Below are 26855 nucleotides of genomic sequence, written 5' to 3'. Positions count from 1 at the left end.
TTGCCCGAGGCGGTGGTGGCCTGGGCCCACTTCCAGGGCAGGTAGTCGCTCCTGTTGACACCGGGCGCCTTGCTCAGGTCCTCGAAAGCGCTGCTGAGCGCATCGGAGGTGGCCAGCGAGATGCGGCCGACCTCCAGCGCCTGGATGTCGTCCAGCCCACTCCCGCCGGCGAGGTGGGTCTGCAGGGCGGTCCAGTAGTCCGTCTCCAGGGTGGTGGTGTCCTCCTTGATCGTGATGTTCGGGTGCGCGGCCATGTAGGCGTCGAACAGACCCGCCTCCTTGTATCCGAACGTGCCGAAGTCGCCGACCGTCAACGTGATCTTGGCGTTCGGGTCGGCCGCGCCCTGGGACCCTCCGGCGCTCGACGAGCAACCCGAGGCGAGCAGCCCGACAGATGCGGACAACACCAGCGCCGTGAACACAGCTCTCCTACGAGACCGGGCGACGCGGACAGCAGGGGACGTACGCATGGGAACTCCTTGATCGGACGGTGCGGCTGAGCGACGTGGCTGTGCCGACAGGACACGGTGGGTGGGAACCGGCCTGTGGCCGGGGCTGGTTCTGGAAGCGCTCCCATAGATTTCTCTGACTCTCAGGCATATAACAGCAGGCTGATTGGATACCCTGAGGCCACAGCTGGAAGCGCTTCCAGTAACCTGGCGTGAAGACTGCTTCCTCCCCGGCTACGTGTCAAGGGGGGGTCGACCAAGTTGCCGGAGTGTGTCCAACCGCCGAGGAGGGTCTACGCTTCGGGCGGTCACTCCGGATGACGGATGGAAGAACGAGCGAGGTGCACGTGAAACGAGGGACCACCGACGACGGGCCCGGCCCGTCGGCCAGTCCCCCCGCGGCACCCCACCCCGGTGGGGCGACACTCGACGACGTGGCGGCCCTAGCCGGAGTGGCCCGTAGCACGGCCTCCCGAGCGATCAACGGTTCGCACGAGGTCAGCGAGAAGGCCCGGGCCGCGGTCCAGCGGGCTGTCGCCGAGCTCGGCTACGTGCCCAACCACGCCGCGCGTGCCCTGGTCACGTCCCGTACGGACGCCATCGCGCTCATCGTCCCGGAGACCGAAACCCGGTTGTTCTCCGAACCGTACTTCTCGGACGTCATCAGCGGGGTCTCCATGGAGGTCGCAGCCGCCGACATGCAACTGCTGCTGATCCTGGTACGCAACGAAGGCGAACGCAGGCGCCTGACGGCCTATCTTCGCTCGCACCGCGTGGACGGGGTGATCCTCGTGTCCGTGCACCGCGACGACCCGCTGCCAACGCTGCTCGAGGAACTCGGGATCCCCACCGTGCTGGCCGGACGCCGGGGTGAGAACGAGTCCCTGAGTTACGTGGCCGGGGACAACCACGGCGGCGCGCGAACGGCCGTGCAGCACTTGATTGGCGCAGGACGCACACGCATCGCGACCATCGCCGGACCACTCGACATGGAGGTGGCACGGACCCGCCTGGCGGGCTACCGCGATGCTCTCGTGCGGGCCGGACAGGCTCCGACCGACGATCTGGTTCAGGTGTCGGACTTCACCGAGGAGGGCGGTCGAACGGCTATGCACGCCCTGTTGCAGCGCTCTCCGGACGTTGACGCAGTTTTCTGCGCCTCCGACGTCATGGCCGCCGGCGCACTCCAGGCGCTGCGGTCGGCCGAGCGGCGTGTGCCAGAGGACGTGGCCCTGGTCGGCTTCGACGACTCCATCATCGCGCGCCACACCACCCCCGCCCTCACCAGTGTCCGACAGCCGGTTGAGGAGATAGGCCGCGCCATCGCCCGGCTCCTGCTGGACCAGGTCGCCGAGCCCAAACGGCCAAGACGTCAGCTCATCCTGCCCACCGAGCTGGTGGTGCGCCAGTCGGCTCCCGGTCACGGAACGTCGGCAGCGAAGAGCTGACCCGAGGGCGCGGGTCCGGCCCGGCGAGCGCAGCACGGTGTCGGCCTGGGCGAGCAGCCGACGCCTCACCGGCGGCTTGCTCCTCGTGGCCGCGAGCGCGTCCCGGCTCCGCCGCCGGCCACCGCGACGCCACTGACCAGCCACGCACAGAGTCAAGCTGGAACCATCTACCGGCACCGGTCCTCGTCGGTGATCCTCAGGAGCATATGCGTCCGGTTTCCTCAGGAAGCGGGGCTTCCGCCCGTGGCGTGGTCTGGTCGCGGTGCCGTCGGAGCTGGCGGGTGAGCCAGGTGCGGCCTGGAGCGAGGAGCGGTGGGAGGGGCGCGGCCTCGGGGTGCCAAGGGGCTTCGTACTCCCAGACGAACCAACCGGCGTAGCCGGCGTCGAGGGCGGTGTGAATGGCCGCCTCGGGGTGCAGCGCGCCGGTTCCGAGCTGCACCGGTGTCGCGTCGCGATGCGGCGCGGTGGCGCCTTTGACCTGGATGTAGCCGAGGCGGTAGGCGAGTTGGTCGTAAGCGTCGCTGGGCTGGTCACCGGCGAGGTGGGTGTGCAGGACGTCCCAGATCGCGCCGGTCGCGGTGTCGCCGACGCCGCGCAACAGGCGGGCCGTGTCGGCGGCGGCACGGTGCGAGTCGTGCGTTTCGACCAGAATCCGGACGCCGCAGGCGCGCGTGAGCCCGGCAACCGCTTGCAGGCGGCGTGCCGCGGCGGCGTCGGCCTCACGGCGGACTTGGTTGCTGCCGCCGGGGAAGACCCGCAGGAAGGGCGCGCCGATGTCGGCGGCGAGCCAGATGTGGCGGCGCAGGGCGGCCAGGACTGGCCCGTCGGGCCCGGGTGCGGCGATGTGAAGGTATCCGGCAAGGGCGATCGGCTTGAGGCCGGCGCCGCGGAAAGCGCGGGAGATGCCCAGGCGGTCGAGTTCGTCCAGGTCGGTCCAGACGGGCTGGTCCTGGGCGCAGCGCAGTTCCAGGCCCTCGAATCCCGCCTCGGCCGCGAGGCGAAGCGCCTGGTCCAGGCTTGCGCCGGGGAGGCCGAGGGTGGACAGGCCGAGCCGGTTCACGTGCGGCGGTCGGGCAGGAGGGGAGCGACCGAGTGACGCATGACCAGGTGGGTGCCCAGGACGACATGCTGGCCGGTGTCGCGGTTCATCAGGTCGTTGCGTCCCAGCGCCAGGCGCAGTGCGGTGCGGCCGAGTTCGACGTGAGGGACGTGCACGGTGCTCAGTTGTGGGAAGACGTCCAGGGCGGTGGGTTCGTCGTTGAACCCGATGACGGACACGTCGCGAGGGACGTCGACTGCGGCGTCGCGTAGGGCGCTGACGGCGCCGGCGGCGGTGATGTCGTCGAAGCAGAACAGAGCGGTGAACGGCAACGGTCCCCCGGCGGCGGCCAGGGTCATGGCGTGGATGGTCTCCCGGGCGAAGCCGCGATTGGTCTGGCCGAGGGGCTGCTGGGTGAGCACGAGGGCGGGGTCCACCTCGACGTGATAGTCGTGGTGGGCGCGGCGGTAGCCGGTCAAGCGGGCTTCGACTGTGGTGTGGCCGGGCATGCCTCCCAGAAAAGCGATGCGGCGGTGGCCGAGGGAGAGCAGGTGGCTGGTGGCGGCGTAGGCGCCGCCTTCGTTGTCGTAGTCGACGACCGTGACGGGCAGGTCGGGAGCGGGGGCCGGGCGTCCGCAGAGGACCAGCCGGGAGCCCTTGGCGTCCAGGGAGCGGGCCAGGTGGGTGATGCGTTCGCGGTACTCGGGGGTGTCGACGACGCCGCCGATGAGGACGATCGCGTCGGTGTTGCGGGCGCGCAGCAGTTCGACCTGGGCCATCTCGCGTTCGGGGTCGCCCATGGTGGTGGCGACCAGACAGGCCAGGTTCTGGGCGACGGCCTCCTGCTCGATGCCGTGGGCGACGCGGTTGTGGAAGGGCCAGGTGAGGTTGGCGAGCAGGATCGCGACCGTGCGGGAGGTGTTCACGGTCAGGGCGCGGGCCTGCTCGTTGACGACGTAGTCCAGCTCCTTCATGGCCTGCTGCACGCGCCTGCGGATCTCGGGGGTGACCGGCTTGTTGCCGGTCAGCACGCGCGAGACGGTGGCGGTCGAGACCTCCGCGCGCTGGGCGACGTCGCGGACGGTGGCGGGGCGGCCGAGCGGCAGCGGGCTGGTCGGGTCGGGCATGGGGGGAGCATACGGTTTCCCGCCCGTTGCCGGGCTGCGGGTTCGTCCGGTTGCGGTCACTTGAGCAGCCCCACGCTCAGGCCGGTCTGCACACGCTTCTGGAAGGCGAGATAGAGGCCGACCACCGGCATTGCGGAGATCACCAGCCCGGCGAAGAGCGCGCCCCAGTCGCCCTGGTAGCCCTGCTGGACGGCGAGCGCGGCCAGTCCCTGCGACAGGACGTACTTGTGCTGGTCGGGGTTGAGGACCATCGGGAGCAGGAACTGGTTCCACAGGCTGAGGAAGTTGAAGATCCCGATGCTGATCAGGCCGGGCTTCGCCATCGGCAGCATGATCCGGAAGTAGACGCCCTCCTGGGAGCAGCCGTCGATGATGGCGGCCTCGGCCACCGCGGTGGGCAGGGTCCGGAAGAAGCCGGTCATGAAGAAGACGGTGAACGGCAGCGAGTAGGCCGTGTAGACCAGGATCAGGCCGGTCGGCGTGCCGATCAGGCCGAAGTTCTTGACCACGAAGAAGAGCGGCACCAGGGCGAGGAAGACCGGGAAGGTCATGCCGGCCATGAACAGGTAGTAGAGGAAGCGGTTGCCGGGGAAGGTGAAGCGCGCCAGGACGTACGCCGCCATCGGGCCCAGCAGCATGGTCAGCGCCATCGACCCGGCGACCACCAGACAGGTGTTGACGAAATAGCCGCCGATGTTCGCCTGGTTCCAGGCGTGGGCGAAGTTGGCCGGGTGCCAACTGCCCGGAAATCCCCAGGGGTTGGTGAACAGCTGACTGTTGTCCTTGAAGGCGCTCAGCAGCGCCCAGGCCAGCGGCACCAGGGCGGCCAGCGCCCAGCAGATCAGCACGCCGTGGGTGGCCGCGGTGACGCACCGTCCCAGGATCCGAGCCGGGAGGCCGTTGGGCTGCGGCGCCGAACTCGCCGCGGTCGTACGGTCGGTGTCCTGGTCGGGGTCGGCGCCGGACCCTCTCGCGGTGCCGGTCCGGTCGTGGTGGTGGTGTGAGTCTTGGTACGCGTGCTCGGCGCGGGTGGGGGTGGTCATCTGGGTCACCGTCCTAGAACTCGATGGTCTCGCGGCGCGAGAGGAGGAAGGTCGCGCCGGCGAGCAGCAGCGTGAGCAGGCACAGGACGACGCCGATGGCGGAGGCGTAGCCCATCTGCCCGTTCTGGAAGGCGGTTTGGTACAGGTACTGGGACACGACGTTGGTCGAGTCGTTGGGGCCGCCGTCCGGCAGCAGGACCTGGAAGAGCGCGAAGGCGTCGAGCGCGCCGATGCCGAGGTAGATCCAGGACACCTGGACGGTCTCGCGCAGCAGCGGCAGGGTGATCCGCCACATCGTGCCCAGACGGCCCGCGCCGTCCAGGTCGGCGGCCTCGTAGAGTTCGCGGGGGATGGACTGCATGGCGGCGCTGAACAGGACCACGTAGAAGCCGGTCCCGGTCCACAGCATGATCGCGGCCAGGGACCACAGGGCGACGGCGGGGTCGCCGAGCCAGGTCTGCTTCAAGGACCCGAGGCCGAGCCTGTCCAGGCCGCTGTTGACCAGGCCGAGTTGGGGGTTGTAGAGGAACTGCCACAGCACGGCGACGATCACGACCGGCAGCACGTGCGGCAGGAAGTACAGCTTCTGGTAGACGGAGGAGCCGCGAACGCCGCCGACCCGGCCGGCGGACGCCCCGACGTTGAGCACGCCGGCGAAGAACAGCCCCAGGATGATCGTGGCAACCGGGACCACGGCCAGCAGGAGACCGTTGTGCTCCAGGGCCTGCCAGAAGGCGGGATCCGACATGAGGGCCTTGTAGTTGGCCAGTCCTACGAAGGGCTGGGCGGCGGTGTATCCGCTCCAGCTGGTCAGGGACAGCCAGAAGGCCTGGGCGAACGGGGAGAGCACGAAGACCCCGTACAGGGCGAGCGGGCCCGCCAGGAAGAGCGTGATGATGCGAAATCTGCCGTGCTGCACGGGGGTCTCTCCGTTCTGGTCCTGGGTGCCGGCGGCATCGCGTCAGCGGTGGTGCTTGGGGATGGAGGAGTCAGAGGCGACCTTGTCGGAGGCGGCCTGTACGGCCTTGAGGAAGCCGGGGCCGTCGACCCGGCCGGCGAGCAGGTTGGCGATCTGCACGTTCAGCTCCTTGCCGATGGTCGGGTACCAGGAGGAGACAAGGTAGGTGAAGGTGTTCGATCCGGAGGCGGCCAGGGCCTTGGCGACGGAGGCGTAGGCGGTGGAGCCGAAGGACTGGTTGCCCGTCGCGCCGGTGACGACGGTCGGCGCGTGGGTGAGCTGGGAGAAGCGTGCCGCGCCCTGCTTGGACAGCATGATCCGCAGCAGCTCCATGGCGCCGCGCTGGTTCTTGGCTTGCGCCGGGACCAGGTAGACCTCCAGCGCGCTCGCCAGAACCGCCGTGGCCGGGAGCTTGTCACCGGCGGTCAGCAACGGGACGTTGCCGAAGGTCATCTGGAAGTCGGCCGGGGTGATGCCGGTCATCTCGCTCTCGATCCAGGAGCCGGACGCGTAGATCCCGGCCTTGCCCTGCACCCAGGCGGTCTGCGCCTGGGTGTGGTTGAGCCCGGCGCTGCCGGCGAGGAACATCCCGGTTGCGGCGAGCTTGGCGATGGCGGCGGCGGCGTTCTGCATGGGCTCCGACTGCCAGGCGCCGGGCTTGAGATTGTCCAGGTCGATCAGGGCCTGCGCGCCGCCCTGCTTGCCGGCCAGGCTGAACAGAGGGTAGAGGAAGTAGTTCGCCGCGTCCGAGCCGCCGTAGGCGAACGGCGCGATGCCGGCCTGCTTCATCTGCCCCAGCAGCGCGGTCAGCCCGTCCCAGGTGCTGGGCCAGGTCCAACCGTGCTTGTCGAACAGGGACTGGGAGTACCACAGGCCCTTCACGGTCGAGACGTAGGGCAGGCCCATCACCTTGCCGTCGTAGGTGACCGCATCCAGCGCCCCGGGCTGCAGAGTCTGCGCGACGGTCTTGCCGGGGGTGTCGTAGGACGGGGCGTTCAACAGCGGGGTGAGGTCGGCGACCTGTCCGTTCGCGACCAGGGTGGGCAGCGGGAACACCGCAGGACCGGAGTTGTCGATCAGGTCCGGCGGGTTTCCGCCGACGAAGCGTGGCTGCAGCTGGGTCTGCATCTGCTGGATGCCGTTGTGGCTGAGCTTCGCTTTGGGGAAAGCCTTGCTGTAGAGCGACTCGTCGTAGACGGCGTAGGCGTCGCCGTAGCCGCCCTTGAAGACGAACACCTCCAGCGGCGCGCCGGCGTCCACCCCGAGCGGGTTGCCGGCGCTGGTCGCCCCGGCGGCGGGGGCGGAGCCGTTGCCGCCGGAGGAGGCGGCGGCGCAGGCGGAGAGCACGCCGGCGGAGCCGACGGCCAGGCCGAGGAGCCCGGTGGTGCGCAGCAGGTTGCGTCGGGACATGCGGGTGGCGGTGGGTTCGGGCGAGGTGGCGTTCACGAAGGAGGGCCTCTCTCGGGGGTGGGGGTGGAGGTCGGCAGGCGGGGTCAGGCGAGGTGGGCCAGGTTGTGGGCAGTGACCTGTCCGAGCAGGGGCAGGCCGGCCGCGAGGCGTTCGAGTTCGTGCACGGCGAATTCGCCGAGTGTGCGGACCTCGGTTCCGGCAGCTCCGGCGAGGTGGGGGGTGATCCACACGCCTGGCAGGTGCCGCAGGGGGTGCGTGGCAGGCAGGGGTTCGGGGTCGGTGACGTCCAGGACGGCGTCGATCCGCCCGGCTCCGCAGTGCCGGGTGAGGGCGTCGGTGTCGACCAGCGCACCCCGGGCGGTGTTGATAAGGACCGCGCCGTCACGGAGCAGGCCGAGCCGTCGTGCGTCGATCAGGTAGCGGGTGTCGGGGAGCAGCGGGGCGTGCAGGGTGACGATGTCGCTGGACGCCAGCAGCGTGTCCAGGTCGACCAGGTGGGCCGACGGCGAACCTGCGGGTAGCAGGGCTGCGGCGGCGGCCGGAGTCAGCGTGGGGTCGCTGACCTGGATGCGGTAGCCGTGGGCGGCCAGCAGCGGCACGACCAGGCGGCCGATGCGTGAGGCGCCGACGACGCCCACCGTGCGGGCATGATTGCCGAGCGCCGGGTCGAGGTTGCTGAACCCGGTGCCGCCGCCGACACCGCAGGCGGCGTGCCGGAAGGCCCGCTTGCCTGCCAGCAGGATGGCGGCGAGGGTGTACTGGGCCACCGGCCAGGCGTTGGCCTGGGCCGCGGAGGAGACCGCGATACCGCGCTCCCACACCTCGGGCGCCACGTGGTCCTTGACGGTTCCGGCCGCGTGCAGCACCGCACGCAGCCGCGGTGCCGCGGCCAGGACCTGGGCGTCGATACGGGGGCAGCCCCAGCCGGTCAGCAGCACCTCGGCGCCGGCCAGAGCGGCGGCGGAGTTCGGGTCCGCGAAGTCGGTGACGATCAGGCCGCGGTCGACCTGTCCGACGGCGGCGATCCGGTCCAGCAGATCCGGGGTCAGCGCGCGGGCGGCGACCTCCGGCTGCATGGCGATCACCACGCCGGGCTGCTGGGACAGCACGTTCCGTTTCCCTTCATCGGGGCGACGCGGTGGGTAACCGCTTGCCTTGATGGCGGGAAAGCTATGAGCTACCCCGGCGGAACGTCAAGGGCCGATGCGGCAGCAATTCCGTCTACCGCGCTCCATGGTGCAAGAAGACGTCGATGTATACCGGCCCTGAACTGCCATGACTATGCGCGGAGTACACGCAGGCGACGGCCGGACGATTGACGCCTGTTGTGGGTAACCGGTTAACTTCGCCGTCAGCGCGGCTTCGGGCGGCTCGTCGGCCCTGCGACGCCAGGCCCAGCAGCCGGAACCCGGGGACGGACGCCCGACGTCCCCGGCGCTCGCGCGAGCGCCGGGGCGGGGCTGCGGGGCCGCAGTCCGGCCCGCCACCACGGCTGCGCGCACTGGGCGCCCTGCGCGATCGCCCGGCCCTCGCCCCGAAGAACGCGGGGTGACCACACCGCCACCATCCATCGGCGATCCGGGGGTGTCAGCCGGGCGCGGGACCGGTGGTCGCCCGCACCACCAGCCTGGTCGGAAGCATCAATGCCCCAGCGGGCTGATCAGGTCGGGTGGCCAGGTCGAAAGCGGCGAGCCCCAGCTCGCGCGCGGGAATGTGCACGGTGGTCAGCCCTAGGTCGGCAGCGAAGGCGACATCGTCGAAACCGATCACGGACACGTCCTCGGGCACGCGCAGCCCTGCCTCCCGCAGCGCCTGCGACACCCCGGCCGCGGCGCTGTCGTTCGCGGCCAGGACGGCAGTGAAGTCCGGCCCGCCCTGGGCAAGACGGTCCGTCATGGCGGCGTGGCCGCCCTCGCGTCCGAGCGAGGTCGAGGCCTGCAGCACGGGCAGCGCATCGGCGCCCCCGGCAGTGTCACGTCCGTGCTCTGCAAGGGCGCGCCGGTAGCCTGCCTGCCGCGCGGTGGTCATGGTGAAGTCGAGCGGGCCACTGAGGTGGAGGATCCGCCGGTGTCCGAGGGCGAGCAGGTGGCGGGTGGCCGCCAGAGCGCCGGCCTCCTGGTCGAACTCCACCACGACAGCGGGCGCGTCGGCCGCGATCGCGGGTCGGCCGCAGAGCACCAGCCGGGTGCCCTCGGCTGCCAGGGCCTGGGCCAGGTCGCGCATCCGCCGCTGATAGTCCTCGCTCTCACGGGCACTGCCGACCACGATGAGCGCGTCGGCTCCCTGTGCCTGCAACTGGGCGAGTACCCGTGCCTCGTGGGCGGTCTCCCAGCCGGTCGTGGCGATCAGGCACAGCCGTTCCGCCAGGGCGGCCTGGTTGGCGATCGACTGGACGATCGCACCCAGGACGCCGTCGTCCAGCGCGCCGACCGCGATGGCGATCGTGCCGCTGCGCCGCTGGTGCAGGGCGCGGGCGTGCGGGTTGGCCACGTAGCCGAGCTCTGAGACCGCGGCCAGCACCTTGGCCCGCGTCGCGGGAGCGTCCGGGTAGCTGCCGTTCAGGATCCGGGACACGGTCGCGGTCGAGACCCCGGCGCGCTCGGCGACCTGCCGGATCCCGGGGCGACCGCGTCCGGCCCCGGTCGCACGCGGCGACCGGCCGGGGTCGTGCGGGATGCTGCCGTTCATGCGCTGTGCCGCCTTCGCCAGCCTGGGCCGCGCGCCCAGGCGCCACGGCTTCCTGCTGGTCCGGGCCCGGCGGGCCGGGTGAGCCGCGTGGTGGATCTTAACCGCCGTCCACGCGGTCGCGTGTGAGAACTGCGGCAGAACCCTTGACCGCCGGCTAGTAAAACCTTTTAACTCCTGCCCAGCGCCCGCAAGGAAGCGGGCGCATCCAGGCGGGAGAGGTGATCGGATGTCGGTCCGGTTCAGCAAGGGCGCGGGTACGGCCCGTGCGCGAGGAGTGGCGGCCACCGCGGCAGCGGTTGCCCTCACTGCCGCGGGCCTGGTGATGGCCGCCGCGCCGCCGAGCTCCGCGAGCAGCGCTTTCACCCTGTTCGACAACACCAGCTACAGGAACGCCAACCTCGTCGCCGACGACGGCGCGACCCGCGCCGGGGTGGTCTACGACCTGTGGAACGTCACCTGCGCGAACACCTCCGCCTACAACTGCACGCTGCCGACCAAGTCCCAGTTCCAGGCCCTGGTGAAGTTCGCGGTGAGCGGCCTGCCGGCCACCGCACCGATCACGCTGGACTTCGAGGGCATCGACGCCCTGTCGTCCACCCCCGCGAACCAGGCGGCGAACGAGTTCCAGGCGTGGCAGACCCTGATCTCCTGGACCCGGCAGGTCATACCGGCCTCCCAGCCGCTGGGCGTCTACAGCTACGACTACAGCCTCAACGCCAGCGAGATCAACCAGCTCGCCGTCCTGCACCAGAACAACGGCCTGACGTTCTTCGCACCCTCCCTGTACAACCGCTGGGCCACGGCCTCCGCGTGGACCGGCAACCTCGACGCCGCGGTCGCCAACGACCACCAGATCAACGCCGGCCAGCCGATCTACCCGTACATGTGGCCGCAGAACGAAGCCGTCGCCGGCAACCCCTACCTCAGCGCCGCCACCTGGAGCAGCGAGCTGAACCAGCTCAAGGCTGCAACGCAGGGCGCGATCATCTGGTCCGGCACCGCGGAACTGGGCACCAGCAGCTGCGGCTGGCTCTCGGCCACCACCACGTTCGCCACGGCGCTGTCCGGCGGTGGCGGCACCGGCACCCTGGCGGTTGCCGCGCAGCTGCCCGGCACCTGCCTGCTGACCCGCGGTCAGAGCGTGAGCATCCCGGTCACCGTCACCAACAACGGCACCACCACCAGCGCGGCCACCACGCTCGGTCTGACTGCGCCCACCGGAATCAGCGGCATCCTGGTCACCACCACTGTCCCGGCCCTGGTCCCCGGCGGCACCTGGTCCACCACCGCGACCCTCACTGCCGAAACCAGCGCCACCCTGGGCGACGCCCACCTGAGCTACCGGATCGGCGCGGACACCCAGACCCAGGACGTCATCGTCCAGGACCCCGACCTCGCCCTGGGCAAGACAGCCACCCAGTCCTCCACCCAGGGATCCGCCACCGCCGACCTGGCCGTCGACGGCGTCACCGACCCCGCCGCGACCGACAGCACCATCGCCCAGACCCAGAGCCAGGCCAACCCCTGGTGGCAGGTCGACCTCGGCGCCAGCCAGCCCATCGGCGCCGTCTACGCCACCGGCGACAACGCGGTCCCGCAGGCCAGCTACTACCTGATCGTCTCCGACAGCGCCAGCGCCACCATCCCCGCCTCACCGATCGCACCCAATCAGTGGGTGCAGACCCAGCCCGGCACCTGGGTCATCAACGTCTTCACCGGCAACTTCCGCGCCACCACCCAGTACCCCGACTACCTCACCGACACCAACCCCCGCAGCCTCGGCGTGGTCCCCGCCCCCGCCGGCCTCACCGGCCGCTACGTCCGCGTTCAACTCGGCGGCACCGGGCAACTCACCCTGGCCGAGGTCCAGGTCCGCCCGGGCGCCCCCGACGGCCCGTTCATCACCGACTCCCAGCGCGTCATCAACGGCGGCTTCGAGACCGGGACGCTGAGCTCGTGGTCCTGTTACGGCGGCACGGCCGCCACCGTCACCACGCCTGCCAACTCCGGCGGCTACGCCCTGCAGAGCACACCCAGCACGACCGCCACCGGCGAGTGCGAGCAGACCGTCAGCGTCACCCCGAACACCACCTACACCCTCAGCGGATTCGTCGACCCCAACGGCGCGAACGCCTACCTCGGGGTCACCGGCACCGGCACCACCGACTCCTGGACCCAGACCAGCCCCACCACCCCCGGCTACCAGCAGCTCAGCACCACCTTCACCACCGGTCCGAGCACCAGCTCGGTCACCCTCTACGTCCACGGCAGCAAGGCTGGTCCTGCCTACCACGCCGACGACTTCACCGTCACCCGGTAGCACCGCACCCCCGTCTCCCCCGCACCGCAGCATGCCCAGGCTCACGTTGGGCCCGCAAGGAAGGCAGCACGAACATGGCCACCCGGCAGCACCTCGCCGCCCCCCACGACCCGACCGCACCGATCACCGGCTGGGGCCGGCCCGACTGGGAAGCCTGGGCCGACCACAGCCTCGCCGCCGTGCGCCCCTTCGCCACCGAACACCACGGCCTGATCCACCTGCCCGGACCGGTCAGCCGCTCCGGCCACTGGAGCGACGGCCTCGAAGGCTTCGCCCGCACCTTCCTCCTCGCCGCCTTCCGCCTCGCCCAGTCCGGCGACACCGACCACGCCGGCCTCGCCCAGTGGTACGCACAAGGTCTGGCTGCGGGCACCGACCCCCACTCACCGGAACGCTGGCCCACCTTCGCCGACTTCACCCAACCCAAGGTCGAGGGCGCCTCCATCGCCATCGCCCTGCACGAGACCCGCCCCTGGATCTGGGACCGGCTCGACAACCGGATCCAGCAGCAAATCGTCGACTGGATGGCCAAAATCGTCGGCGACCCGATCTGGGACAACAACTGGACCTGGTTCCAAGCCGTCATGGAAGCCTTCCTGCGCTCCGTCGGCGGCCCCTGGAACCACGCCGACATCCAGCGCACCCTGGACCGCACCGAGTCCTGGCACATCGGTGGCGGCTGGTACTCCGACGGCACCTCCCAGTCCGACGCCCTGCGCAACTTCGACTACTACGGCGGCTGGGCCTTCCACTTCTACCCCCTGTGGTACTGCCGCATCTCCGGCCACCACGCTCCCGACGAACTGCGCGACCGCTACCGCGACCGGCTGCGTGACTACCTCTCCGACGCCCAGCACCTGGTCGCCGCCGACGGGTCACCCCTCTACCACGGCCGCTCACTCACCTACCGCTTCGCGATGCTCGCTCCCTTCTGGACCGGCGCACTGTTCGACGCCACCCCGCTGACACCCGGCCGCACTCGCCGACTCGCCAACGGCGTCCTGCGACGCTTCACCGAGGCCGGCTGCCAGGACCCCGACACCGGCCTGCTCAGCCTCGGCTGGCACCACGCCTTCCCCCGCATGCGCCAGGCCTACTCCGGACCCGCCTCCCCCTACTGGGCGTCAAAAGCCTTCGCCGGACTCGTCCTCCCCGCCGATCACCCCGCCTGGACCGCAACCGAGGAACCCCTGGAGCTGGAGCAACACGACGTCCAGCTCACCCTGCCCGCCCCCGGCTGGCTCGTCTCCGGCACCCGCGCCGACGGCATCGTCCGCATCGCCAACCACGGCCCCGATCACTCCCCGCTGCACCGCCCCAGCTTCGACGAACCCGAATACGCCCGCCACGCCTACAGCACCCACACCGCCCCCGAAACCGACCACAGCCACCCCCTCGACAACCACATCGCCCTCATCACCCCCGACGGACGCCCCTCCCACCGCCGCCCCACCCACACCCTCCACCTCAGCCCCGAAGCCGCCGTCTCCCGCACCCGGACCCACTGGCTGCGCACCGCACCACCGGTGCCCTGGGAGACCGAAGGCGAGGAGAAGTGGGAGACCGGCCCCTGGCTCACCACCGCCTCCCTCCTCCACGGCCCCTGGGAGGTCCGCCTCGCACGCATCGACCCCAACCCGAGCGACCAGAGCTCCCCCGAACCCGGGCCCGCCCAGCGCGGGCCGTGGCAGCTGCGCATCGGCGGCTGGCCCCTCGCCGACACCACCCCGCCAGCCGCCACCGCACCACTCGGCGCCGGCAGCGCCGAAGTCGCAACCGAGAAAAGCGGCCTGAACTCCCTCGTCCTCGGCTTGCGCGGACTGCCCCGCGCCGGCGTCCACCACGCCCAGGACACCAACCCCTTCGGCCCCCACACCGCCGTGCCCTGGACCGCCACCGAACAACCCGCCCGCCCCGGAGAGGTCTACGCCGCAGTCGTCGTCCTCACCGGCCAAACCACCACGGCAACCAGCGCCGCAGACACCGCCCTCGACCTCGACACGGACCGGGAGGGCGACACCCGCATCACCGTCCGCTGGCCCGACAACCACACCACCACCGCTGTCCTGCCGAGCCCCGCAGCACTGGGCCATCCCCACCGTTCACCCACGCTGTGCTGACCACTCGCACGTGCTTGCCCCGGCACCAGACTGTGGCAGCCGCTCACTGAATTACGAGCCTGCGGCGGGCAGCAACGAGCGGACGACGTACCCGGTGGAGTCGACGCCGGAACTTCCGCCCTGAACGAGGGCGCAGACGGCGATGTTGCCGTTGTAGGCGACCATCCAGCCGTCGGTGCCGCCCGCGATCTCGGCGGTGCCGATCTTCGCGCCGATGCCGTGCATGTCGCCGAGCCGGGTCAGGGAGAGGCCGCGGCCCGCACTGCTGCGGACCGCGGCTACGTGAGCTCAGGTCTCGGCTGTGAGCGAGTGCAGGATCTGAGTGAGCCGGTTCGTGATTTGCGCGTGGAGGTGGTCGAACTCGGCTTCCTCGCCCGGTCCGTGTGGTGCGAGGCACAGCGAGGTGGCGAGCTGCTCGATGGCTTGGATCTCTCCGGTCGGCGCACTGGCATCCGTCGACGCCGAGCTCCCAGCGAGCCACCGGCCCCGTCTGCGCGGCGGGCCGCAGGGCAGGGCGCGAGCGGCCCCGGGGCTGGCCAGGGCCGCCGCTTCCGGAGGTGGACGGCCCCGGGGTTACGGATCGGGTGCGGTTGCTGCTCAGGAGCCGTAGACCTCCAGCTCCCAGAGGGAGTAGCCCCACTGGGTGGCGCGCTGGGTGCCGTACATGCGGACGTAGCGGCCCGTGCCGCGCAGCGCGGTGAGGTACTCGGTACTGCCGGGGCCGTTCGTGGTGGCGTAGATCGTGGTCCAGGTGGAGGCGTCGTCGGAGACCTGGATCTGGTAGGCCTTCGCGTAGGCCCGTTCCCAGACGAGCTTGACCGCCGTGACGGTCCGGGAGGCGCCGAGGTCGACCTGCAGCCACTGCGGGTCGGCGTAGTCGCTGGACCAGCGGGTGGCGGCGTTGCCGTCGACGGCGAAGGACGGCCCGAGCGAGGCGATGCCGGACTCCACGCTGGAGGCTGTCGCGGGCCGGCCCAGTGCCAGGTCGGGCGAGCCGTACACCTCGAACTCCCACAGCGAGTAGCCCCAGCTCGTCGCGCGCTGGGTCCCGTTCATGCGGACGTAACGCCCGGCGCCGGTCAGGCCGGTGAGGTTCTCGACGCCGCCGGCGCCGCTGGTGGTGCTGTAGAGGGTGGTCCAGGTGGTGGCGTCGTCGGAGACCTGGAGCTGGTAGGCCTTGGCGTAGGCGGTCTCCCAGCTGAGTTTGGCCGCAGTGATGCTGCAGGGCGCGCCGAGGTCGACCTGGAGCCACTGCGGGTCGGTGTAGAGGCTCGACCAACGGGTGCCGTAGGAGCCGTCGGTGGCATTGGCGGCGGGGAAGTTGCTGGTCTCGGTGGAGGAGGCGGTGGTCGGCTTGTTCAGGGCCAGGTCGCCCGCGGCGACGTCCACGGGCCAGCCGGGCATGTGTCCGGTGGCGGCGATGATCGGCTGATAGGCGGCGTACGTGGTGACGGGGTCGGGCGATCCCCAGGTTTTCTGGCCCAGCACCCGCAGCGGTGCGAAGATGCCGCCAGCGACCTGCGCTTCGGTCTGAGCGCCGGGGTTGTCGCACCAGACGTGGATCTTCGACCCGAGGACCTGTTCCGGGTGGGTGACCGTCACATTGCCCTGGAAGATGCCGGGGTTCCACTGCTCGTACATGTAGGTCGTGTCGGGGGTGGCGCCGCCGAGAACGTAGTACGTGGGCGTCCAGCTGCCGTTGTTGACCGGGTGGCCCGCGTCCATCAGCTGCTGGGGGCTCAGGCCGTAGTTGTACCAGTAGTCGACGGTGATGCCGGCGGCGACGGGGATGGTGCCGTCACCGGCCCTGATGCCGTCGTTCCACATCCGCATCGTCTTGCCGCCGCCGCGCACGATCGCGTCGGCCCAGCGGACGAAGCCGTAGTAGACGTCCTTGGGTGTGGCGTTGCTCCCGTACTGCTGCTGGGCGTAGGCCTGCAGCTGCGGGTAGTTGGAGTAGGTGACGCCGTACTCGTCGGCGCCCAGATGCCAGTAGGGGGCGGGGAAGAGCGGCATGAACTCGGTGATCAGGTCCTTCATCAAGGTGTAGGACGCGGGGTTGGACAGGTCGATGTTGCTGCCGTCCGGTGTGGTGCCGTCCTGCGCGACGAGTTTGAGCTCGGGGTGGGCGGCCAGGATGGTGTCCATGTGTCCGGGCATGTCGATCTCGGGGACGATGGTGACGTGGTAGCTCGCCGCGAGGTTGATCAGGTCGGTGATCTGCTGCTTGGTGTAGTGCTGCGCGGAGACGATCTCGGGGTGGGTGGCGGACTCCAGGCGGAAGCCGAGGTTGTCGGAGAAGTGCAGGTGCAGGTAGTTCATCTTGGCGTAGGCCATGTCCTTGATCTGGTTCTGCAGCCAGGTCACGGAGAAGTACTTGCGGCCCACGTCGACCATCAGGCCGCGCTCGGCGTGCGTGGGCATGTCGCGGGCGGTGCCGCCGGGGATCGTCGAGGCCTGTCGTAGCAGTTGCAGGACGGTCCGGGTGCCGTAGAAGACTCCGGCGGCGGCGCGGGCCTGGACGGTGAGCACGGGCGCGATGGTGAGGGTGTAGCCCTCGCTGCCGAGGCCGGTGTCGCCGGAGCCGAGCGTGAGCACGATGTCCCCTGCCCCGGCCGATCCCGCCGGGGCGGTCACCTGCGGCACCGTGATCCCGGTCGCCGTCTGCAGGTCGGCGGCGAAGACGGCTGCCTCGCCGGTGAGTTGGCCGGCGAAGGAGCTGTCGATGACGATCCGTGTGCCGGCGCCGAAGCTGTAGGCACCGGAGCCCGCTGTCCACTGTTGCAGGGCGGGGATAGTCACCGGCAGCGTTGCCGCTGCCGTCACCGCCCGTGCCGTTCCCGCTGACGCGAGATCGACGGCACCGGTCGTGGCGAGGAGGGCGGTGGCGGCTATGCCGAACTGCCGTCGCGTCATGCTCATGACTGGACAACCCTTCTGAGGATGGGTTCGACGTGGTCCTGCGATGGCGCCTTTCCGAGGCAGCGGGGCGTGGGCGTCGCGTGAGGCGGAGTGCCTCGACGGAGCCGAGCCGGCCATATGGTCTAGACCATCATCAAGGGTCTAGACCGGTGGAGAGTAGCAGGCCGCATGGCATGCACGGGAGGGTCCGTCCGGCGATTTCCAGCGCCCGGGTCGCCTCCGACTCGGCGGCATGCGGCGTTGATCCGCACGCGGCCCCCGCGACCAGGTCTGAGCTCCCAGTCACGGGGTGCCGCGGTCAGTCCTTGATCGCATCGCTGAAGTCGGCCTGCCGCCCGCCTTCCGGCAGGCAGCGATCCGGCGCGCTCCTCTCGCGCTACCTCGATGCGCTGCCATGCCCTCGGCTCCCGCTCCTCCTACTCCGCTGCCGCATTGGCGTGTGTGGCCATGCGCCGGACGAGGGCGTGAATGACCGGTGCGGCATGGTGCGCCGGGTCCCACGCGGCGTGGAGGCGGAGCACGAGGGGCTCGTCGCCGTCCATCACCGGCAGGGTGCGTACGCCGAATCTTGGATGCTCGGTCAGCACTCCGACCCCGAAGCTCGCTGCCGCTTGCGCCTGGATGACGCGGGATACGGGGCATTCCTCGACGCTCGCGTAGCCGAGGCCGGCGCGGATGACCGCGTGGTCGAGGAGCTTCCGGGTCATGAAGTCGCCCGGCGGGAGAAGGAGTTTCTGGGTGACCAGTTCGGCAGGTGTCACGCCGGCCCGATCCGTCGACGCCCATGCGTGCGTGGGCGCGAAGTAGGCCCGCAGTGGCGGCGCAGCCAGTGGCAGCCAGGCAAGGGTGGACACCGGGGCCTCGGTGGAGATAACCAGGTCGGCACCCCGCCGCAACGCGTCGTGGATGTGATGAGGCGGTTCGACGAGGAGTACTGCGGGCCTGCCCGCCTGACCCAACTGAAGGTCGAACCCAGCGAAGCAGTCAGAGCCCTCCGGGCAACGTCCTTCCGATTCGCCGTGAGATTGGGCGACTCCGCGCAGCGGCCCGCGTGCCCTCCTGATGGGGCGTTCAACGTCGCCTGAGGGCTCTTGCCGCCCCGCCAACAGCCGGGTGGGAGCAGGGGCCTCGAGGACGGGATGGGACGGCCGCCGAGGCGCCAGTGCTCCGGTCGCCCAGCTGGCGTGGTACGGGCGTGGTACGTTATCTGCATGGAAGGTTCCCAGGAAGAGGCCCAGACGTCGGTCGTCCCCCTCAGAGAACTCAACAACGCCTCCCGGATCGCTGAGCGCATCGAGGCGGGGAACGTCCTGATCGTGACCAAGAACGGGATGCCGATAATGCGCATCGAGCCGTACAACCGGCGCCACGAGCCAGCGCACCCCTTCCGCACCGACCCCATGGCAGACGAGCTGGACGACATGCCGGTGCTCGCCGGGCCAACCGACTTGAGCACCAACCCAGCCCACCTGAAGGGGTTCGGTCGGTGAGTGAGAGCGTCCCCGTTGCCATCGTGGACTCAAGCGCACTCGTGTCGGCGTTCAACGTCAACGAGGCGGAGCACGAAGTCTGCCGGGAAGCGCTCAAGAGAATCGGGCACGCGGTCATCTCACCCATGGTCTTGGCGGAGGTCGACTACCTCCTGATGACCGGCATCTCCGAGCAAGCCTCACAGGCCGCGCTGCGATACATCGCCGACAAGGTGGCCGTCGGGCGCTTCGAAGTTCCGGAGGTAGGGGCGCATCTGCATGCAGCCCATGCCGTCGGACAGAACTACATCTCGTTTCCGCTGGGCCTGACGGATGCCATGAACGTGGTTCTGGCGCGCGAATTTCGGACTGACGCCATTGCCACCCTTGACCGCAAGCATTTCCGGGCGGTCACGCCACTGACCGGTCACAGCGCCTTCCGACTGCTTCCGGATGACCTTGAGCTGTCGTAGCTCCCGGTGAACTCTTCACCTCGCCCGACGGGGCATGCTCGACCCCCTTCAAGGGATCGTGCAAGCCAGCTCTCGTCCCAGTGCATTCGCGGTGCATTGCCCTCGACTGCCGGGCGTTCGAGCAGGTCAGCGGCTATCCAGCCGGATCTTCGGAAGTCCCCGGTGTAGAGGCCGACTCGTCCGCCCGCCACCGCGCTGACCTGCGATTTCACCCGAGGCGAGTTCCCAGGACTTCCCGCGTAATCGTGCAGTGGATGTGCACTGATACGACCCGTGGATCCGGGTCCGAAGGGTAACGCAGCATCCGGCGTCATCAGTGGTGCCCGACGCGCCGGTCACCGCAGCCCGCCACGCAATCCGCGCGGCCGCCCCGGCAGGACGACGCCTGTCTCGGCCGAGCCACCCGACCTCCTAGCCCGCCCCGGCAGCACCGGTGCAACCTGATCGTCGAAGTTCTTAGCCGACGCCGGACGGTTCTCCCGGAACATCGATCCAGCGGGCGGCCGCATCAAAGGTGTCCAGTGGCATGCGATTGAATGCGAGCGCCGCATCAGGAGCGTGCCGTCGAATCAGATTGACCACCTGCTCGAACAGTTCGAGCTGATCGTCGGGCTTCCGCACGCCACCACCCACCACCACGCACTCCCAAGGCCGGGAGGTCAAGGCAGCGCTGACGACCGCCTCCACGTCGTCGCTGCCGTCGAGACCGAACAGACAGGTCTCAACCCCGACGCCGTGCTCCGCGAAGCGGGCGATGCCCCTCGCGATCGCGTCGACCACCGAATCGGGGTCCCAGGGCCCCGGAACCCTGCTCGGGTCGAGCCCTATCACGAGGACGCGCGGGATCGGAGTCTTCGTGTCCACCCCTGGACCCTACGCGCCCGCGCAGATCGACGCGAGCGGCTCGCTCGCGCAGAACAGCGAGGCGGCGGAGCGAGGCCTCCCCCTAAAGATCCGATCACTCCCTGCGTTCCGCCCGTCCAGTGCGAAGCCCCCGCCCGGTTCGCCGGTCGCGGGGCTTCGTCACATGGCGACCCTGCCAAAACGATCAGGTTCGGTGCCGGGCTTGGGGTTCTCGTCGTACGGGCGGACCTGGGCAAGCCAGCCGACCGCGGAGGAGATCGCCCGCGGCAGCGAGGTCGGGACCTACAGCGCCGACAGGAAGTCGAGGACGCGCCGGGTGAGCAGTTCAGCTGCGGCCTGGTCGTACGAGGGCAGCGAGGAGTCCGCGAACAGGTGCTGCTTGCCGGGGTAGAGGAACAGCTCGGCGCGCTCCGTGGCGGCGGCCAGCTCCTTCGCGGCGTCGAGGTCGCCCTCGTCGGCGAAGAACGGGTCAGCGTCCATTCCGTGCACCTGGACCGGGACGTCGGCAGGCCAGGTCGCGCCGAACTCGGACACGGGGAGGCAGGAGTAGATCAGCAGGGCGCCCTTCGCGCCTGCGCGGGTCTGGGCCAGGCGCTGGGCCGGCATGACGCCGAGGGAGAAGCCCGCATAGACCACCTCGCCACCGAGCGGCGCGGCGGCGGCGACCCCACGCTCCATGATGGTGCCGAACCCCGTCCGGCTCGCGTAGCCGATGCCCTCCTCCAGGGTCTCGAAGGTGTGCCCCTCGTACATGTCCGGTACGTGGACGGTGTGGCCTGCCTGGCGGAGCTCCTCCGCGAAGGCCTCAACTCCGGGAGTCAGTCCCTGAGCGTGGTGGAACAGCACAACCTCGGCCATGGCCTGCCTGCTTTCGACTCGCTGAATGATCCAAGTTTCTCGAACAATCGGCGATGCTAGTCTAATGCGATCATGTCGAGCAATACTCCGGACTACGACCTCGACGAGACGATCGAGCTCACCACCGCCGAGCAGGTGCGAGCCATCAGCGACCCCCTGCGCACCACCGTCCTCGGCCTCCTGCAGGAGCGTGCCGCGACGGTCACTGAGCTCGCCGCCGCAGTCAAGCGACCGAAGAGCACCGTCGCGCATCACGTAGGGGTCCTGGCCAAAGCCGGTCTGCTGCGCGTGGTGCGGACACGCCGGGTCCGGGCGATCGAGGAGCGCTACTACGGCCGCACCGCGCGGATGTTCTTCGTCGGGCTGGGCCGGCAAGCAGTCGGCGGCACTCTGCCACCGGACTTCAACGACTTCGAGGTGGCCGCGAAGGAATCAGCCGCGGCGTACGAGCTCGGGCAGGTCCGCCAATTCATCCGGCGGGCCCGGATCTCCGAGGGGCAGGCGGCCGAGTTCTGGGAGCGTGTGGAGCAGGTGATCCACGAGTTCGACACGCTGCCGCGTTCCGGTGAGACGGTCTACGGGTTCACCGTCGGCGTGTATCCCATCCCTGACTATCCGACTCTGCCGCCGACCCAGGGAAGCTGTTGAGCTTCGCTCGAAGCGCCAAGGGGCGCTGCTAGCCTGCTCGCATGATCGGGAAGGGCGCCAAGCAACGGATATCCAGCTTGCCGGCGCCAAGCGGTCCGCAGCGTGCTCTGATCATCTCGAGCTTCGTCAGCCGGGTGGGCAACGGGCTGTTCAACAGCGCTGCGGTGCTCTACTTCACGCTCGTTGTGCACCTGCCCGCCGCACAGGTCGGTGTCGGCCTCACGATCGCCGGGCTCGCCGGACTGCTGGCCGGGCTCCCGGCCGGGAATCTGGCTGACCGATACGGGCCGCGCACAGTCTGGGTGACGACCCTCGTCATGCAGGCCGTGACGATGACCGCTTTCGTCTTCATCCACAGCGGGTTCACGTTCACGCTCATCGCCACCCTGGACCGGTTGGCAGCAACGGCGAGCGGCGCAGCAGGCGGTGCGCTCATCGCCCGTGTCGGCGGCGAACGCCCGGCCGCATTCAGGGCGAGACTCCGCACGTTCGTCAACCTCGGCGTGGTCCTGGGCACCCTCGGCGCCGCCTTCGCCGTTTCGGTCAACACCCGCCCGGCATACACCGCGCTCATCCTCGCCAACGCCGCCAGCTTCGCCTGCGCAGGCCTGATCGTCCTGATCGGCGTCCCGCGCTACCAGCCCCTGCCCCGGCCCAAGGAGCACCATGGCTGGGCCGTCCTGGCCGACCGGCCGTTCGTGTCCTTCGTCGCGCTCTACGGCGGTATGGGCCTGCAATACCAGGCCGTCTCCCTGCTGCTGCCGATCTGGCTCTCCGCTCACACCGACGCGCCCCGCTGGACCGTGGCGGCGGTCTACGCGGTCAACAGCGGGGTATGCGTACTGCTCCAAAGCAGGATCGGCTCCCGGGTGGAGACGCCGCGCCAGGGCGGCCGGGCGTTCCGCCTCGCCGGACTGCTCTTCTTCGTCAGTTGCCCCTTGATGGCTCTGACCGCGGACGTTCCGGCCTGGATCGCGCCGGGGCTCGCCGTCGTCGCCGTCTGCGTGCACAGTCTCGGAGAGGTATGGGAGTCTTCGGCCGGCTTCGCGCTCGGCTTCGGTCTCGCCCCCGACCACGCCCAGGGGCAATACCAGGGCCTCTTCGGCATCGGCTTCGACGCCGGACAGGCATTGGCCCCGGTGATTCTCACGGCAGCGGTCCTCGGCCTCGGACAGGCAGGCTGGCTACTGCTCGGCGCGTTCTTCGCGGCCCTGGGGGCCGCAGGCCCGCCGGTGGCCGCGTGGGCGGAGCGCACCCGTCTCACGAGCCGAGACACGGCCGCCTGCGCTACACATGGCCGGTCACACGAAGCCCCGCTGCTTACCGCTTCGCCCCCGCCACCGCCGCCAAGCAGATCAACAGCCTCGTGAGCGTGCAAGAGACGCTCAAGGGCTCCTACGGCTCCAGCAGGTCGGGCAGCATCTGGTACCGGGACCGGGCCAGCGCCGCCACCGACACCCTGGTGAGCGGACTGCCGCAGGGCGCCTACCGCATCAACGCCGCCTACCTGGCGGCGCGCACCGATCCCGGGGGCACCGTTGCCCGCGCATTTCCGGCGGCGACTGATAGCTTCGGGATCATGACGACAACCGCCGCACGGACGCTCTGGCTGCGGACCGAACCCCTGCACGCCGTCGTCTACTTCGACGACGAGTGCCGCAAACTCGGCAAGGCCATGGGCCTCAGGGGCTTCTGGATGGGCTACTTCCCCACGCGGCTGGCGCCGTTGGGGCCCGTGGGCCCTGCGGTCGCCGAGGCCGTGTTGGGGGTGTTCGCGCCGGGGATGCTGGCGCGGGCGCTGCCCGCCGCCTGGGAGATCGTCTCGCCCGGGGAAGCCCTCGACTGGCGGGCCCGGTATACGGCCGACGCGTTGCGGCGTGTGCTACCCGACGCCGACGAGGTCGCGGCGGCGGTGGCCGGGCCGCTCGGGGCCGTCGTGGCGGACGCGCCGGCGCTCGCGCGGCCGTTGTTCGCCGCGAACCGGGAGTTGTGCGGGCGGCGCGCCGATCCGGTCGAGGAGCTGTGGCAACTCGTCACGTGCCTGCGTGAGTTCCGTGGTGACGCGCACGTCGCCGTGCTGGCGGACCACGAGTTGGACGCGCCCGAGGCGCTGGTGCTGGCCGCGGCGACGGGACGCGTGCCGGGGGAAGGCATGCGGATGGACCGGGGCTGGACCGAGGAGGAGTGGGCGGACGCTGGTGAGCGTCTGCGCTCGCGCGGACTGCTCGACACCCGGGGCGCGGTCACCGATCGGGGGCGCGAGGAGCGGGAGCGGATCGAGGAGGCGACGGACCGGCTGGCGGCACGGCTGCTGCGGCCGCTCGCGGAGGGTCAGCTGGAGGCGCTGCTCGGTGCGCTGGCGGAGCCCGCGCGGCGGCTGCGGAAGGCCGGGATCCCGCCCGAGATCAACCCCATCGGCTTGCCGCAGGGACATTGAGGGCGGGAGCAGAGTCGGGGGACGCGGCAGGCATGCTCTGTGATCTCCCTTGACTTCTCTGCTCGCGCGGGCGAAATTCCTCGTCGCCGCACCGGGATCGGGCTGCTTCGGGCGGCGCCTTCGCGCCACGAGTCAGCCAGGTTCAGCAATGAACGGTGGGTTCCGCCATGTCTGCAACCAGGTCTGCAATCGGGTCTGAAATCGGGTCTGCGAACGCAGCCGGGAGAGGATTGTCGCGGCGTCAGTTCCTGTCGCGGACGGCGGCGGGCGCGGGGGTGCTGGCCGCGCCCTCGCTGATCACGGCAGCGGTGGCGACGCCCGCGCGGGCGATCGGGAGCGGGGACCGGGTGCCGGTGCTGGTGATCGGCAGCGGCTACGGCGGAGCGGTGACCGCACTGCGGCTGACGCAGGCCGGGGTGCCGGTGGCCATGGTCGAGATGGGGCAGAGCTGGACCACGCCCGGCGGTGACGGGAAGGTGTTCAGCAGCATGCTCAAGCCGGACGGCCGCTCGTTCTGGCTGCGCACCGAGACCGACCAGCCGGTGGGCTACTTCCTCGGCGCCCCCTACAACAAGAGCATCTCGCGCTATGCCGGCGTGCTGGACTCCGAGCACTTCGCGAACACCCGCGTGTACCAGGGCCGGGGCGTTGGCGGCGGGTCGCTGGTGAACGGCGGGATGGCCGTCGTGCCGAAGCGGGCGTACTTCGAGGAAATCCTGCCGCAGGTCGACTCCGACGCGATGTACAACGTCTACTTCCCGCGCGCGAACGCCGGGCTCGGGGCGAACAGCATCGATCAGAGCTGGTTCAACTCCGCGTCCTGCTACCAGTACGCGCGGGTTGGGGCGAGTCAGGCGCACGACGCCGGGTTCAACACCGTGTTCGTGCCCAACGTCTACAGCTTCCCTTACATGCAGCGTGAGCTGGCCGGGAGCGCGCCACGGTCGGCGCTCGCGAGCGAGGTCATCTACGGCAACAACCACGGCAAGCAGTCCCTCGACAAGTCCTACCTGGCGGCCGCCGCGGCAACCGGGCTGCTGTCGATCAGTCCGCTGCACCAGGTCACCGCGGTCTACCCGGCGGCGGTCGGCAGCGGCTACACGGTGGAGCTGTCGCAGCTGGACACGGGCGGCAACGTCGTGGCGCGGAAGACCGTCACGGCGGAGAAGGTCTTCTTCGGCGCCGGCAGCGTCGGCACCAGCAAGCTGTTGGTGGCGATGCGAGCCACCGGACGGCTGCCGAACCTGCCCGACGCGGTCGGCCAGGGCTGGGGCAACAACGGCAACGTGATGGTCGGCCGAGCCAACTACCTGTGGGCGCCGACCGGTTCGCTGCAGTCGTGCATGCCGGTCAAGGGCATCGACAACTGGGACGACCCCAACGGGCCCTGCTTCGCCGAGATCTCGCCCTTCCCGGCCGGGACCGAGCTGTGGATCAGCCTCTACCTGGCCATCACCAAGAACCCCAACCGGGCCGCGTTCAGCTTCAACAGCGCCACCGGCGGGGTGGACCTGAACTGGCAGGCGTCCTGGACCGAGCCGTCGATCGCCGCGGCGAAGCGGGTCTTCGACCGGATCAACTCCGCGGAAGGAACGATCTACCGGACCGATCTCTTCGGCGTCTACAGGACCTGGGGCGACGACTTCGTCTACCACCCGCTGGGCGGCTGCGTGCTGGGCCAGGCGACAGACCTGTACGGACGGCTGCCCGAGTACCCGGGGCTCTATGTCACCGACGGCTCGCTCGTCCCCGGCAGCACGGGGGTGAACCCCTTCGTGACGATCACCGCGCTGGCGGAGCGGAACATCGAGAACGTGCTGGCGAACGATTTCGGCTGACCCGGGGGCCAAGCTCGGTCAGCGCTGGGGGATGCCGCTGACCAGGGATTTGAGGCGGTCGGTCAGCTTGCGCCTGGACGCTCGCCGCTCCGCCCTGGCCCGCTTCGGGCTGCCCTCCGCGTAGAAGCGACGGAACCAGGGCGAGCCCGGGTAGCCGAGCCGGGCCGCACCCCAGATCGCGACCAACGGGACCAGCACGCCCGCGAGCCCGAGGAAGATCCGGCCCTTGAGGGCGGAGACGACCGACAACGCGCAGTTGAGCAGCAGGAAGGCGAAGAAGAACCAGGTCCCCTCCCCCTGCTGGCGGGAGAAGGGGTTGGAGACCAGCAGCCCGATCCCGCCGAGCGCGGCGACACCGACGACGGTGTCGACGGATTTGCGGCCCTCGTCGGCCCAGTAGACGTCGGAGAGGTGCAGCCAGAGCGCGTACTCGTCGAGTGTCAGCGCCGCGCCGACGCCGAAGACGGCGGCGACGATGTCGCGGAAGTGCCCGCGCGGGACGGCGAGGAACTCGATCGGCCCGGCGATGAGCATCAGGAAGATCCCGGGCACCAGGTGGTGCACGTGCACCGAGCCGACCGCGACATTCCCGAAGGGCCCGCGTCCGGAGCGGATCATGCGCACGATCAGGCGCGTGATCGCGAAGGTGCCGATGAAGGCGAGCAGCATGAAGAGCAGAGCGGAGCGGCCGGTTCCGGGATGCAGGTGCATCCCTCGATGGTGACCGGCCGCAGCGCGTGAGGC

Annotated in this window: 22 protein-coding genes and 1 pseudogene; 9 read left to right on the top strand and 14 right to left on the bottom strand. The window is 70.1% G+C overall.

Annotation, left to right across the window (positions count from 1 at the left end):
- A pseudogene (locus ABIA32_RS21745) lies at positions 1-470 on the bottom strand (carbohydrate ABC transporter substrate-binding protein); the annotation flags it as partial.
- Positions 471-883: 413 nt separating this feature from the next.
- Between ABIA32_RS21745 and ABIA32_RS21740 the strand changes: the two are divergent.
- Positions 884-1897 (top strand): LacI family DNA-binding transcriptional regulator, encoded by a 1014-nt coding sequence (locus ABIA32_RS21740; RefSeq protein WP_370097936.1) that lies wholly within the window; start codon positions 884-886, stop codon positions 1895-1897.
- A 196-nt stretch (positions 1898-2093) separates the two neighbouring features.
- Here the strand turns inward: ABIA32_RS21740 and ABIA32_RS21735 are convergent, their stop codons facing one another.
- From ABIA32_RS21735 to ABIA32_RS21705, 7 genes are all read right to left on the bottom strand, one after another.
- Entirely contained in the window at positions 2094-2957 is an 864-nt protein-coding gene (locus ABIA32_RS21735) for a sugar phosphate isomerase/epimerase family protein (protein WP_370097933.1), read from the bottom strand.
- Positions 2954-4063, bottom strand: a complete 1110-nt coding sequence (locus ABIA32_RS21730) for a LacI family DNA-binding transcriptional regulator (RefSeq protein WP_370097930.1) — start codon at positions 4061-4063, stop codon at positions 2954-2956. The genes ABIA32_RS21735 and ABIA32_RS21730 overlap by 4 nt, the downstream gene beginning before the upstream one ends.
- 56 nt (positions 4064-4119) lie before the next feature.
- A complete protein-coding gene (locus ABIA32_RS21725) occupies positions 4120-5106 on the bottom strand; it encodes a carbohydrate ABC transporter permease (protein WP_370097928.1) in 987 nt (328 codons plus the stop codon).
- Between the two features lie 13 nt (positions 5107-5119).
- Entirely contained in the window at positions 5120-6025 is a 906-nt protein-coding gene (locus ABIA32_RS21720) for a carbohydrate ABC transporter permease (RefSeq protein ID WP_370097925.1), read from the bottom strand.
- 42 nt (positions 6026-6067) lie between these two features.
- The gene (ngcE, locus tag ABIA32_RS21715) at positions 6068-7510 is read right to left on the bottom strand and encodes an N-acetylglucosamine/diacetylchitobiose ABC transporter substrate-binding protein (RefSeq protein WP_370097923.1); all 1443 of its coding nucleotides are present in this window, start codon (positions 7508-7510) and stop codon (positions 6068-6070) included.
- Between the two features lie 47 nt (positions 7511-7557).
- Complete coding sequence (locus ABIA32_RS21710) at positions 7558-8580, bottom strand: hydroxyacid dehydrogenase (protein ID WP_370097950.1); 1023 nt, start codon at positions 8578-8580, stop codon at positions 7558-7560.
- A gap of 481 nt (positions 8581-9061) precedes the next feature.
- A complete protein-coding gene (locus ABIA32_RS21705; RefSeq protein WP_370097920.1) occupies positions 9062-10162 on the bottom strand; it encodes a LacI family DNA-binding transcriptional regulator in 1101 nt (366 codons plus the stop codon).
- A gap of 226 nt (positions 10163-10388) precedes the next feature.
- Here ABIA32_RS21705 and ABIA32_RS21700 point away from each other — a divergent pair, with 226 nt between their 5' ends.
- Both ABIA32_RS21700 and ABIA32_RS21695 read left to right on the top strand, forming a co-directional pair.
- Positions 10389-12482, top strand: a complete 2094-nt coding sequence (locus tag ABIA32_RS21700) for a carbohydrate binding domain-containing protein (protein ID WP_370097917.1) — start codon at positions 10389-10391, stop codon at positions 12480-12482.
- Positions 12483-12556: 74 nt separating this feature from the next.
- Positions 12557-14602: a DUF2264 domain-containing protein gene (locus tag ABIA32_RS21695; protein ID WP_370097914.1), complete on the top strand. Its 2046-nt coding sequence runs from the start codon at positions 12557-12559 to the stop codon at positions 14600-14602.
- A gap of 51 nt (positions 14603-14653) precedes the next feature.
- Here ABIA32_RS21695 and ABIA32_RS21690 read toward each other — a convergent pair whose 3' ends face one another.
- The 3 genes from ABIA32_RS21690 to ABIA32_RS21680 all read right to left on the bottom strand — a co-directional run bounded on the left by ABIA32_RS21690 (position 14654) and on the right by ABIA32_RS21680 (position 18483).
- A complete protein-coding gene (locus ABIA32_RS21690; RefSeq protein WP_370097911.1) occupies positions 14654-14827 on the bottom strand; it encodes a hypothetical protein in 174 nt (57 codons plus the stop codon).
- Positions 14828-15199: 372 nt separating this feature from the next.
- Positions 15200-17524 (bottom strand): discoidin domain-containing protein, encoded by a 2325-nt coding sequence (locus ABIA32_RS21685; RefSeq protein ID WP_370097908.1) that lies wholly within the window; start codon positions 17522-17524, stop codon positions 15200-15202.
- A 416-nt stretch (positions 17525-17940) separates the two neighbouring features.
- Positions 17941-18483, bottom strand: coding sequence for a LysR family transcriptional regulator substrate-binding protein (locus ABIA32_RS21680; RefSeq protein WP_370097905.1), 543 nt, complete (start codon positions 18481-18483; stop codon positions 17941-17943).
- A gap of 252 nt (positions 18484-18735) precedes the next feature.
- Between ABIA32_RS21680 and ABIA32_RS21675 the strand changes: the two genes are divergently transcribed.
- Complete coding sequence (locus tag ABIA32_RS21675; protein WP_370097903.1) at positions 18736-19014, top strand: type II toxin-antitoxin system Phd/YefM family antitoxin; 279 nt, start codon at positions 18736-18738, stop codon at positions 19012-19014.
- Entirely contained in the window at positions 19011-19466 is a 456-nt protein-coding gene (locus ABIA32_RS21670; RefSeq protein WP_370097901.1) for a PIN domain-containing protein, read from the top strand. Before ABIA32_RS21675 ends, ABIA32_RS21670 begins: the two co-directional genes overlap by 4 nt.
- A gap of 456 nt (positions 19467-19922) precedes the next feature.
- Here the strand turns inward: ABIA32_RS21670 and ABIA32_RS21665 are convergent, their stop codons facing one another.
- Entirely contained in the window at positions 19923-20330 is a 408-nt protein-coding gene (locus ABIA32_RS21665; protein ID WP_370097898.1) for a hypothetical protein, read from the bottom strand.
- A gap of 282 nt (positions 20331-20612) precedes the next feature.
- A complete protein-coding gene (locus ABIA32_RS21660) occupies positions 20613-21188 on the bottom strand; it encodes a dienelactone hydrolase family protein (RefSeq protein WP_370097896.1) in 576 nt (191 codons plus the stop codon).
- 72 nt (positions 21189-21260) lie between these two features.
- On the opposite strand from ABIA32_RS21660, the gene ABIA32_RS21655 reads away from it, so the two are divergent.
- The 4 genes from ABIA32_RS21655 to ABIA32_RS21640 all read left to right on the top strand — a co-directional run bounded on the left by ABIA32_RS21655 (position 21261) and on the right by ABIA32_RS21640 (position 26111).
- A complete protein-coding gene (locus tag ABIA32_RS21655) occupies positions 21261-21836 on the top strand; it encodes an ArsR/SmtB family transcription factor (RefSeq protein WP_370097893.1) in 576 nt (191 codons plus the stop codon).
- Positions 21837-21877: 41 nt separating this feature from the next.
- Positions 21878-23206, top strand: a complete 1329-nt coding sequence (locus ABIA32_RS21650; protein ID WP_370097891.1) for an MFS transporter — start codon at positions 21878-21880, stop codon at positions 23204-23206.
- Positions 23203-24273 carry a hypothetical protein gene (locus ABIA32_RS21645; protein WP_370097888.1) on the top strand — a complete coding sequence of 357 codons (1071 nt, stop codon included), beginning with the start codon at positions 23203-23205 and terminating at the stop codon, positions 24271-24273. Before ABIA32_RS21650 ends, ABIA32_RS21645 begins: the two co-directional genes overlap by 4 nt.
- Positions 24274-24440: 167 nt before the next feature.
- Complete coding sequence (locus ABIA32_RS21640; protein WP_370097885.1) at positions 24441-26111, top strand: GMC oxidoreductase; 1671 nt, start codon at positions 24441-24443, stop codon at positions 26109-26111.
- An 18-nt stretch (positions 26112-26129) separates the two neighbouring features.
- Here the strand turns inward: ABIA32_RS21640 and ABIA32_RS21635 are convergent, their stop codons facing one another.
- Entirely contained in the window at positions 26130-26822 is a 693-nt protein-coding gene (locus tag ABIA32_RS21635; RefSeq protein WP_370097882.1) for a hypothetical protein, read from the bottom strand.
- Positions 26823-26855 lie beyond the last annotated feature (33 nt).

It is taken from the genome of Streptacidiphilus sp. MAP12-20 (genome assembly GCF_041262525.1).
Taxonomy (GTDB): domain Bacteria; phylum Actinomycetota; class Actinomycetes; order Streptomycetales; family Streptomycetaceae; genus Streptacidiphilus.
The sequence above is the reverse complement of the archived record's forward strand: the minus strand, read 5'-3'. Positions and strand labels throughout refer to the sequence as shown.